Genomic DNA, 9,907 nt, shown 5'->3' on the forward strand with positions numbered 1-9,907 from the left:
GGCTCAGGGGCGCTTGACCGCCAGCAGCAGGCCGTCGCCGCACGGCAGCAGCGCCGGCGTCCAGCGCTCGTCCTCGCGCACGGCGTCGCCCACCCCGCGCATCGCGGCCGTGGCGGCGTCGCGGGCCGCCGGGTCGGCCACCCGGCCGTTCCACAGGGCGTCGTCGACGGCGAGCAGGCCGCCGGGGCGCAGCAGCCGCAGCGCCTGCTCCAGGTAGGCGGAGTACTCGCGCTCGTCGCCGTCCAGGAGCACCAGGTCGTAGGCGGCGTCGGACAGGCGGGGGAGCACCTCCAGCGCGCGGCCGGGGATCAGCCGCGCGCGGTTGCTGCGCACGCCCTCGTCGGCCAGCGCCTCGCGGGCCGCGCGCTGGCGCTCGCCGTCGGTGTCGATGCTCGTGAGGACCCCGTCCTCGGGCATGCCGCGCAGCAGCGCCAGCGTCGAGACCCCGGCGCCGGTGCCGACCTCGACGGCCGTGCGGGCGCGCACCGCGGCGGCCAGCACCGTCAGCGCCGCCGCCACCCCGGGCGTCACCGGGTCCGCGTCGAGGTCGGCCGCGCGGGCGCGGGCGGCCTGCAGCACCTCGTCCTCGGGGACGAACTGCTCGGCGTAGGCCCAGCTGGCCGGCTGCTTGGCGGGGGTCGGCGACACGCCCGGGAGCCTAGCGCGGCGGCCCGTCCCCGCCCGGGCGGTGCGGGACGCAGCGCGACGGTCCCGCCGCGCTGCGCGACGGGCCCGCGGGCGCGGGGTCCCCCGGGTCCTCCGGTCGGGGGACCCGGGAACCGCCCTCCTCCGACCTGCGTTGGAACCCACGCCGACCACGGGCCCGTCCGGGGCCCCGCGGCTGGCTGAGCGAGGAGGAGTGGGGGAGCATGGGAGCTGCAGCGGTGCCGTGGACGGCACCGGTCCCGGCCCGTTCCAGGAGGACCAGCGTGCGTGACACCACCGGCCCGTCCGGTGACCCCGCCCCGACCCGGCCCGACGCCGCCCCCGTGACGGCGGCGCTGCCGTCGTCCGCCTGGGTGCCGCCGACGTGGGACGAGGTGGTGCGCGACCACTCCGCGCGCGTGTACCGGCTGGCCTACCGCCTCACCGGCAACCGCCACGACGCCGAGGACCTCACGCAGGAGGTCTTCGTGCGGGTCTTCCGCTCGCTGTCCAACTACCAGCCGGGCACCTTCGAGGGCTGGCTGCACCGCATCACCACGAACCTGTTCCTCGACCAGGTGCGCCGCAAGCAGCGCATCCGCTTCGACGCCCTCGCCGAGGACGCCGGGGACCGCCTGCCCAGCACCGACGTCGGCCCCGAGCGCGCCTTCGAGCACCGCAACCTCGACGACGACGTGCAGACCGCCCTGGACGCCCTGCCGCCGGACTTCCGCGCCGTGGTCGTCCTGTGCGACATCGAGGGCCTCAGCTACGAGGAGATCGCGGCCACGCTGGGGGTGAAGCTGGGCACCGTGCGCAGCCGCATCCACCGCGGTCGCGCCCAGTTGCGCGAGGCGCTGTCCCACCGCGCGCCGCGCCCGCCGGCCGCGCCGCGCGTCCCGGGCGTCCCGGGCACCGCCCCCACGACCGCCCTCGGCGGGGAGGGCGCGTGAGCGGACCGCACCTCGGCGCCCGGGTGAGCACCCTCGTCGACGGGCGGCTCGCCCCCGACGCGCACGCCCGCGCGCAGGAGCACCTGCGCGGCTGCTGCGAGTGCGCGGAGGCGGTGGACGCCGAGCGCCTCGTGCGCGACCGGCTCGCCTCCCTGCCCGCCCCGCCGCTGTCCCAGGACCTCCTGACCCGCCTGCTCGACATCGGCGGGCCGGCCGGCCCGCTGCCGCCGCGCGACGGCGCCATCGCCCAGCCGGCGCGCCCCGTCGTGGGCGTGGCGCCGCCCTCGCGCGCCGACGCCGTCCGGCCCGGCCGCGGCGCCGGGTCCTCCAGCCCCCCGGCGCGCCGGCGCGGGCTGCGCCGCCGGCCCCTGGCCGCGGCCCTGGTGGGCACGTTCTCCCTGCTCGGCGCGGGGCTCGTGGGCGCCGTCGTCCTCGGCGTGGGCGGCGACGCGCCCTCCCCGGTGGCCGAGCTGCGCACCCGCCCGTCGGTGTCCCCGCAGCCCGTGCCGCCGGCGGCCACGCCCGGGTCAACCACGGCGCCGCCCGCGGCCCCCGCCGCGCCGTGAGCGCGCCCGAGGGGCCGGACCGGGACGACCGCTGGCCCGCCGGCGACCCCTGGCGCACCGGTCCCGAGCACGGCGCCGAGCGCGGCCCGGACGCCGGGCCGGGGGGGCCCGACGGCCCGCCGCCCGCCCACGGCTCGCCCTGGTCGCAGCCCGTGCCCGCGGGCCGCGACTACTGGGAGCAGCAGTGGCAGCAGCAGCAGTGGGGCGGGCCGGACCGCCGCCGCCGCAGCCGCGGCGCCCAGCAGCTCGCCGTGGCCACCGGGGTCCTGGCCCTCGGCCTCGTCGGCGGCCTCGCCGGCGGTGCGCTGTGGGACCGCCTGGACACCGCCGCGCCCGCGGCCGTCTACCCCGCGGTCGACATCCCGCAGCCCTCCCCGGGCACCACGGAGCGTCCCGCGGGCACCACGGCGGCCATCGCGGCCGCCGCCCTGCCCAGCGTGGTGGCGCTGCAGGTGCAGACCCAGCAGGGCTCCGGCACGGGGTCCGGCTTCGTCCTGGACGCCTCCGAGGGCGACGCCGCGTTCATCCTCACCAACAACCACGTCGTGGCCGGCGCGGTGCCCGGTGGGGTGACCATCGCCTTCGAGGACGGCGTGCAGGCGCCCGGCGAGGTCGTCGGCGCCGACGCCTCCTACGACCTGGCCGTCGTCCGCGTCGAGCGCGAGGGCCTGCGGCCCCTGCCGCTGGGGGACTCCTCCGCCGTCGTCGTCGGGGACCGCGTGGTCGCCGTCGGCGCCCCGCTGGGGCTGCAGGGCACGGTGACCGAGGGCATCGTCTCGGCCCTCAACCGCCCCGTCTCGGCGGGCGACCCGACGCAGGCGCCCTCCTACATCCAGGCCATCCAGACCGACGCGGCCATCAACCCGGGCAACTCCGGCGGCCCGCTGCTCAACAGCGCGGGGGAGGTGGTCGGCGTCAACTCCGCCATCGCCGCCCTGCCGGGGCAGACCAGCGCCGGCGGCAGCATCGGCCTGGGCTTCTCCATCCCCTCCGAGCAGGCCCGGCGCACCGCCGAGCAGCTCATCCGCACCGGCCGCGCCGTGCACCCGGTCATCGGCATCAGCCTCAGCAACGCCTACGACGGCGAGGGCGTGCAGATCGCCACCGGCCCGGCGCCCGACGGCACCCCGCCCGTGACGCCGGGCGGTGCCGGCGAGCAGGCCGGCCTGCAGCCGGGCGACGTCATCCTCGCCGTCCAGGGCCGCCCCGTCACCACGCCCGAGGAGCTCATCGTCGACGTCCGCGCCCGCCAGGTCGGCGACACGGTCACCCTGACCGTGCGCCGGGGCGGGTCCACGGACGAGGTCGAGGTGACCCTGCAGGCGGACAGCTAGACTCGCGGCGTGTTCGGCATCAACGGCGGCGAGCTCGTCGTCCTGCTCGTCGTGGCGCTCCTGGTCCTGGGACCGGAGCGCCTGCCCCAGTACGCCGAGCAGCTGGCGCAGCTCGTGAAGTCCGTGCGCCGGTTCGCCAAGGGCGCGCAGGCGCAGATGCGCGAGGAGCTCGGCCCCGAGTTCGACGACATCGACTGGCAGAAGCTGGACCCGCGCCAGTACGACCCCCGCCGCATCGTGCGCGACGCGCTGGCGGACGTCTGGGAGGACGAGCCGGCGCCGAAGAAGAAGACCAACGGCGCCACGGCCGCCCGCGCGGCCAGCACCGGGACGAACGGCGCCGCGACGAACGGCGCGGCCGCGAACGGCTCCGGGCTGTCCCTGCGCAAGGAGGGCACCGGCGAGCGCGCCTCGGTCCCCTTCGACGAGGACGCCACCTGAGCCCCGCCCCCGGGCGCCGCGCCCCGGCCGGGGCGCGCGCCCTCAGGCGACGCTGACGCCCAGCCGGCGCCCGGCCAGGCCGCGCGGGCGCCGCGCCAGCGAGCGCGCCAGGTCCCGCAGCACCAGCGCCGCCGGGCTGTCCGGGTCGCGCAGCACCACCGGCAGGCCCTCGTCGCCGCCCTCGCGCAGCGCCACGTCCATCGGCACCTGCGCCAGCAGCGGCACGTCCTGGCCCAGCCGCTGCGTGAGGTTGCGGGCCACGACCTCGCCGCCGCCGGAGCCGAACACCTCCAGCCGCGAGCCGTCCGGCAGCGGCAGCCAACTCATGTTCTCCACCACGCCGGCCACCCGCTGCTCCGTCTGGACGGCCACCGCGCCGGCGCGCTCGGCCACCTCGGAGGCCGCGGCCTGCGGGGTGGTCACCACCAGCACCTCCGCGCGCGGCAGCAGCTGCCCCACGCTGATGGCGATGTCGCCCGTGCCGGGGGGCAGGTCCAGCAGCAGCACGTCCAGGTCGCCCCAGAACACCTCGCTGGCGAACTGCTGCAGCGCCCGGTGCAGCATCGGCCCGCGCCAGGCCACCGGCTGGTTGCCGGGCACGAACATGCCGATGGAGATGACCCGCACCCCGTGCGAGACGGGCGGGATCATCATGTCGTCCACGCGCGTGGGACGGCCGGTCACGCCGAGCAGCTTGGGGACCGAGAAGCCGTGCACGTCGGCGTCCAGCACCCCCACGGTCAGGCCGTCGGCGGCCATCGCCGCGGCCAGGTTGACCGTGACGCTGGACTTGCCGACCCCGCCCTTGCCGGAGGCCACCGCGTACACGCGGGTCAGGTTGCCCGGGTCGTTGAAGGGGATCGTCGGCGCGGCGCCCGTGGTGCCGCGCAGCGAGGTCGTCAGCGCCCGGCGCTGCTCGGCGTCCATCTCCCCGAACGTCAGCCGCACCCCGGCGGCCCCGGACCGGCGCACGGCGGCCGTGACGTCGGTGCTCAGGCGCTCGCGCATCGGGCACGCCGCCGTCGTCAGCAGCACGCGCACGTCCACCACGCCGTCGGCGCCGACCTCGACGCGGTCGACCATCCCCAGGTCGGTGATGGGCCGGTGCAGCTCCGGGTCCTCGACCGTCGCCAGCTGGGCGCGGACGTCGTCGGGCGTCACAGGCATGGCGCCAGCGTACGTGCCGCGCCCGGTCCCGCCCGCTGCCGGGGAGGGGCTCAGCCGGCCGTGACGCGCACGACCTCCTCGAAGGTCGTCTCGCCGCGGATCGCCTTGGCCAGCGCCGACTGCCGCAGCGTCGACATGCCGATGCGCGCGGCCTCCTCGCCCAGCGCCGACTCCGTCGGCGTGGTCATGAGGACCTTGCGCACGCTCGGCACGACGTCCAGGACCTCGTACACGGCCGTGCGGCCGCGGTAGCCGGTGCCGCCGCACTCCGGGCAGCCGGTGCCGCGCAGCGGGGTGGCGTCGAGGATGTCCTCGATGCTCAGGCCCAGCAGCGCCAGCGTGTCCTCGTCCGGGATGTAGCCGTCCGCGCACGACTCGCACGGGCGGCGGACCAGGCGCTGGGCCACCGCGGCCGTCAGGGAGCTGGCCACGAGGAACGGCGCGGCGCCCATGTCCACCAGGCGGGTCAGCGCGCCGACCGCCGAGTTGGTGTGCAGCGTCGTCAGCACCAGGTGACCCGTCATCGACGCCTTGAGCGCCAGCTCGGCGGTCTCGGCGTCGCGGACCTCGCCGATCAGGACGATGTCGGGGTCCTGGCGCAGCACCGAGCGCAGCCCCGCCGAGAACGTCATCCCGACCTTGGCGTTGACCTGCACCTGCGTGATGCCGGGCAGCTGGACCTCGACCGGGTCCTCCAGCGTGATGATGTTCTTCTCCGGCGACATCGTCGCGTGGATGGCCGCGTACAGGGTGTTCGTCTTGCCCGAGCCGGTGGGACCCGTGATGAGGACCAGGCCCTGCGGCACGCTCAGCGCCCGCGTGAAGACCTCCAGCTGGTCGGGCTCGAAGCCCAGCGACTCCAGCGCCGGCACGTCGTCGCCGCGCGTGAGCAGGCGGATGACGACCTTCTCCCCGTGCAGGGCCGGCAGCGTCGAGACGCGGCAGTCGATGGCGGCGCCGTCCACGGTGACGCGGGTGCGGCCGTCCTGAGGCACGCGCCGCTCGGAGATGTCCAGCCCGGAGATGATCTTGATGCGGCTGATGACGGACGGCGCGACCCGCTTGGGGGCGCTCATCACGTCGCGCAGCAGGCCGTCCACGCGGAAGCGCACCCGCAGGCCGTCGCGCTGGGACTCCAGGTGGATGTCCGAGCAGCGCAGCCGCACCGCGTCGGACAGGATCCGGTTGACGAGCTTGACGATGGGGGCGTCGTCGTCGACCGACCCGCTCAGCTGGGCGGCGGGCTCGTCCTCGTCGTCGTCGGTGGCGGCCTCCACCATCCGCGAGACCTGCGAGGTGTCCTCGGTCAGCGACCACGCGCGGGCCAGGTGGTCGCGGATCTGGGAGTCGGTGGCCACGACGACGTGCAGCTCGGGCGTGCGCGTGTAGAGCTTCACGTCGTCCAGCGCGAGGACGTTCGTCGGGTCCGCGGCGGCCACGAGCAGGTACTCCGGCGTCTTGTCCAGCACCAGCACTCGGCAGCGCTCGGCCACCGCCCGCGGCAGCAGGCGCACCACGTCCGGGGCCAGCACGAGGCGCGAGAGGTCCACGTGCTCGAGGTTCAGCAGCTCCGCCAGGCACTGGGCCAGCTCGCCCTCGGTGACCATGCCGAGCTCGACGAGGATCTGGCCCAGCCGCCGGCGCGGGCCGTCCACCTCGCGCTGCTGCGCCAGGGCGACGTCCAGGTCCTCCGGCAGCAGCAGGCCCTTCTCGACGAGGACGTCGCCCAGCCGCCGGCGCACCTGGGCGGGCGGGGTGCTCGGGGTCGCGGGCACGTCGTCGAGGGTGGTCACCCGCAGAGCATCGGCAGCACCGGGCGCGGGGTTGAGCCGGGCCGGCCGGGCGGGCCCCTCAGCCGCGCGGGGCGTGCACCGCGGGGACGTCGAGCGCGTCCGGCTCCGGCGCGTCGGCGGTGTCGGCGGTGTCGGTGCTGTCGGTGCTGTCGGTGCTGTCGGCGGGGACGTCCTCGGCGCGCTTGCGCTTCTTGCCGCCCTTGCGCTTGGCCGCCGGGCGCTCCTCGTCGGCGACCAGCTCCTCCAGCAGGCTGCGCAGCTCCGAGCGCACGAAGTCGCGGGTCGCCACGTCGCCCAGCGCGGTGCGCAGCGCCGCCACCTCGCGGGTCAGGTACTCGGTGTCCGCCAGCGCGCGCTCGTCGCGCGCGCGGTCCTGCTCGTTGAGGACGCGGTCGCGGTCGTCCTGGCGGTTCTGCGCCAGCAGGATCAGCGGCGCCGCGTAGGAGGCCTGCAGCGACAGGATCAGCGTCAGCAGCGTGTAGTTCAGGGCGCGCGGGTCGTACTGCAGCGACGCGGGCGCGAAGGTGTTCCACGCCAGCCACACCGTGACGAACGCCGTCATGTAGACGAGGAAGCGCCCCGTGCCCATGAACCGGGCGAAGCCCTCGGAGGCGCGGCCGAAGGCGTCCGGGTCCACGTCGGGCCGGCTCAGCAGCTGCCGGCGGTTCTCGCGCGGGACGTCCAGGCTCACCCGCTCGTGCCGCTGGCGGCGCGGCGAGCGGGCGAACGGGTTGCGGTGCCGGCGCTCAGCCACGTCCCACCCCGAAGATCTCCTCGTCCTGGTCGCGCCAGTCCTGCGGCAGCAGGTGGTCCAGGACGTCGTCGGCCGTCACCGCGCCCAGCAGGTGCCCGTCCTCGTCCACGACCGGCAGCGAGACGAGGTTGTAGGCCGCCAGCCGGCGCGTCACCGCCTGCAGCGTCTCCTCCGGCGCCAGGGCGTCCACGTCCGTGTCGACGACCTGACCCAGGGGCGTCGACGGCGGCTCGCGCAGCAGCCGCTGCAGGTGCGCGGTGCCCAGGTAGCGGCCCGTGGGCGTCTCCAGCGGCGGCCGGCACACGTACACGGCCGAGGCCAGGGGAGGGGTCAGCTCCACCCGGCGCACGTGCGCCAGCGCCTGCGCGACCGTCGCGTCGGGGGCCAGCACGACCGGGTCCGAGGTCATCAGCCCGCCCGCGGTGCGCTCGTCGTAGGCCAGCAGCCGGCGCACCGGGTCCGCCTCGTCCGGCTCCATGAGCGCCAGCAGCCGCTCCGCCTGCTCGGCGGGCAGCTCCGAGAGCAGGTCGGCCGCGTCGTCGGGCTGCATCTCCTCCAGCACGTGCGCGGCGCGGTCGCCCTCCAGGCCCGAGAGGATCTCCACCTGGTCGTCCTCGGGCAGCTCCTCCAGGACGTCGGCCAGCCGCTCGTCGTCCAGGGCCGCGGCGACCTCGTGCCGGCGCTTGGGCGTCAGCTCGTGGATGACCTCCGCCAGGTCGGTGGCCTTCAGCTCCTCGAAGGCCGCCAGCAGGTTGGTGGCGCCCTGCGCGGCGTCGGCGGTCGCCAGCCCGGCGACCGCGTCCACGTCGACGGTGAGGGTCTCCCCGCGCCGGCGCAGCCGCCCGCCCAGCCCGCGGTGGGCCTGGCCGCGGCGCAGGAACACCTTCGTCAGGTGCCAGTCGCGCGGGCGCACGGCCTCCATGCCCAGGTCCTCGACGGTGGCGGGCCCGCTGCCGTCCTTGAGGGTCACGGTGCGGTCCAGCAGCTCGCCCAGCAGCAGCGTCTCGCTGCCGCGCTGCTCGAAGCGGCGCATGTTCACCAGGCCCGTCGTGATGACCTGCCCCACGTCGATGCTGGTCACCCGGGTCATCGGCACGAACACCCGCCGCCGGCCGGGGACCTCGACCACCAGGCCGATGACCCGCACGGGCGGCTTGGCGCCCACGACGGCCACCAGGTCGCGCACCCGGCCCACCAGGTCCCCCTGCGGGTCGAACACCGAGGTGCCCGCGAGGCGGGCGGCGAAGACGCGCTGGGTGGTGCCGGTCACACGCTCCAGGCTAACGGCCGCTCGACGGGCGGGAGGGCGCCCGCCCTCCTACGGTGGCGGCCATGGCTGGAGAGAGCAACGCCCCCGCGTCCGGCACCCCGCAGTACACCGTCCCGGGCATGAGCACCGAGGACGGCGGCCGGGTCGCGACGATCCTGCAGGACCGCCTCTTCGCGCTGACGGACCTGCACCTGACCCTCAAGCACGTCCACTGGAACGTGGTGGGCCCCCACTTCATCGCCGTGCACGAGATGCTCGACCCGCAGGTCGACGCCGTGCGCGAGATGTCCGACCAGGTCGCCGAGCGCATCGCGACCCTCGGCTCCTCGCCCAGCGGCACGCCCGGCGCGCTCGTGCGCTCGCGCAGCTGGGACGACTACTCCATCGGGCGGGCCGGGGCCATCGAGCACCTCGGCGCCCTCGACCTCGTCTACACCGGCGTCATCGGCGACCACCGCCGCGCCATCGAGGAGACCGGCGACCTCGACCCGGTCACCGAGGACCTGCTCATCGGCCAGGCCGGTCAGCTGGAGCAGTACCACTGGTTCGTGCGCGCCCACCTGGAGACCGCCGGCGGCGACCTGGCCACGGCCGGCGCCTCCAGCGAGGTGCAGGCCACCGAGCAGGCGCTGCAGCGCGCCGGCGAGGGCCGCGCCTCCGCCTGAGCCTCCGCCCGAGGACCGCTCCCGCACGACCCGCCGGCCCGGTACCGCGCGCACCTGCTGAGCAGGTCCTGCGCGCGGTACCGGGCCGGGCACGTCCCGGGCCCCGGCGGCGTTGCACTGATCACGGGGCGCACGCCCCACCCCCGCGGCGCGGCCGCGGGAACGTCCCGACCGGTGAGGAAGTCGCCCATGTCCAACCTCGGACCCCTCGCGGGAACGCGCGCGGTCCCCACGCCGCCCCCGGGGGTGGCGGTCGGGCGCTATAGCAACAACTGGGTGGCGCACCGCGCCGTCGACCTCCAGTACGACCACGAATTAC

Annotated in this window: 10 protein-coding genes; 5 read left to right on the plus strand and 5 right to left on the minus strand. The window is 76.4% G+C overall.

Annotated features, from left to right (window positions below):
* Window positions 1-3: 3 nt before the first annotated feature.
* Window positions 4-648 carry an O-methyltransferase gene (locus tag AB8M62_RS15375; protein WP_369070116.1) on the minus strand — a complete coding sequence of 215 codons (645 nt, stop codon included), beginning with the start codon at window positions 646-648 and terminating at the stop codon, window positions 4-6.
* A gap of 221 nt (window positions 649-869) precedes the next feature.
* Between AB8M62_RS15375 and sigE the strand changes: the two genes are divergently transcribed.
* The 4 genes from sigE to AB8M62_RS15395 are packed head-to-tail and all read left to right on the plus strand — an operon-like array spanning window position 870 to window position 3,939.
* Window positions 870-1,598: an RNA polymerase sigma factor SigE gene (gene sigE, locus AB8M62_RS15380; RefSeq protein ID WP_369056586.1), complete on the plus strand. Its 729-nt coding sequence runs from the start codon at window positions 870-872 to the stop codon at window positions 1,596-1,598.
* A complete protein-coding gene (locus tag AB8M62_RS15385; RefSeq protein ID WP_369056585.1) occupies window positions 1,595-2,164 on the plus strand; it encodes an anti-sigma factor family protein in 570 nt (189 codons plus the stop codon). Before sigE ends, AB8M62_RS15385 begins: the two co-directional genes overlap by 4 nt.
* Window positions 2,161-3,498 (plus strand): S1C family serine protease, encoded by a 1,338-nt coding sequence (locus tag AB8M62_RS15390; protein ID WP_369056584.1) that lies wholly within the window; start codon window positions 2,161-2,163, stop codon window positions 3,496-3,498. Before AB8M62_RS15385 ends, AB8M62_RS15390 begins: the two co-directional genes overlap by 4 nt.
* A gap of 9 nt (window positions 3,499-3,507) precedes the next feature.
* Entirely contained in the window at window positions 3,508-3,939 is a 432-nt protein-coding gene (locus AB8M62_RS15395) for a twin-arginine translocase TatA/TatE family subunit (RefSeq protein WP_369056583.1), read from the plus strand.
* Window positions 3,940-3,981: 42 nt separating this feature from the next.
* Here AB8M62_RS15395 and AB8M62_RS15400 read toward each other — a convergent pair whose 3' ends face one another.
* The 4 genes from AB8M62_RS15400 to AB8M62_RS15415 are packed head-to-tail and all read right to left on the minus strand — an operon-like array spanning window position 3,982 to window position 8,923.
* A complete protein-coding gene (locus AB8M62_RS15400; protein WP_369070117.1) occupies window positions 3,982-5,106 on the minus strand; it encodes an Mrp/NBP35 family ATP-binding protein in 1,125 nt (374 codons plus the stop codon).
* Window positions 5,107-5,156: 50 nt separating this feature from the next.
* Window positions 5,157-6,899, minus strand: coding sequence for a GspE/PulE family protein (locus AB8M62_RS15405; RefSeq protein WP_369056581.1), 1,743 nt, complete (start codon window positions 6,897-6,899; stop codon window positions 5,157-5,159).
* A 58-nt stretch (window positions 6,900-6,957) separates the two neighbouring features.
* Window positions 6,958-7,653: a DUF1003 domain-containing protein gene (locus AB8M62_RS15410; protein ID WP_373694965.1), complete on the minus strand. Its 696-nt coding sequence runs from the start codon at window positions 7,651-7,653 to the stop codon at window positions 6,958-6,960.
* Complete coding sequence (locus AB8M62_RS15415; RefSeq protein ID WP_369056580.1) at window positions 7,646-8,923, minus strand: magnesium transporter MgtE N-terminal domain-containing protein; 1,278 nt, start codon at window positions 8,921-8,923, stop codon at window positions 7,646-7,648. Before AB8M62_RS15415 ends, AB8M62_RS15410 begins: the two co-directional genes overlap by 8 nt.
* A gap of 62 nt (window positions 8,924-8,985) precedes the next feature.
* On the opposite strand from AB8M62_RS15415, the gene AB8M62_RS15420 reads away from it, so the two are divergent.
* On the plus strand, window positions 8,986-9,588 hold the full coding sequence (locus AB8M62_RS15420; protein WP_369056579.1) for a Dps family protein: 603 nt from the start codon (window positions 8,986-8,988) through the stop codon (window positions 9,586-9,588).
* Window positions 9,589-9,907 lie beyond the last annotated feature (319 nt).

Source organism: Kineococcus terrestris, from assembly GCF_041020755.1.
GTDB classification, from domain to species: Bacteria; Actinomycetota; Actinomycetes; order Actinomycetales; family Kineococcaceae; genus Kineococcus; species Kineococcus terrestris.

Excerpts from the sequence above, each read along its gene's own strand:
- sigE (WP_369056586.1), top strand. The coding sequence starts at position 870 with ATGGGAGCTGCAGCGGTGCCGTGGACGGCACCGGTCCCGGCCCGTTCC.
- AB8M62_RS15420 (WP_369056579.1), top strand. The coding sequence starts at position 8,986 with ATGGCTGGAGAGAGCAACGCCCCCGCGTCCGGCACCCCGCAGTACACC.
- AB8M62_RS15400 (WP_369070117.1), bottom strand. The coding sequence starts at position 5,106 with ATGCCTGTGACGCCCGACGACGTCCGCGCCCAGCTGGCGACGGTCGAG.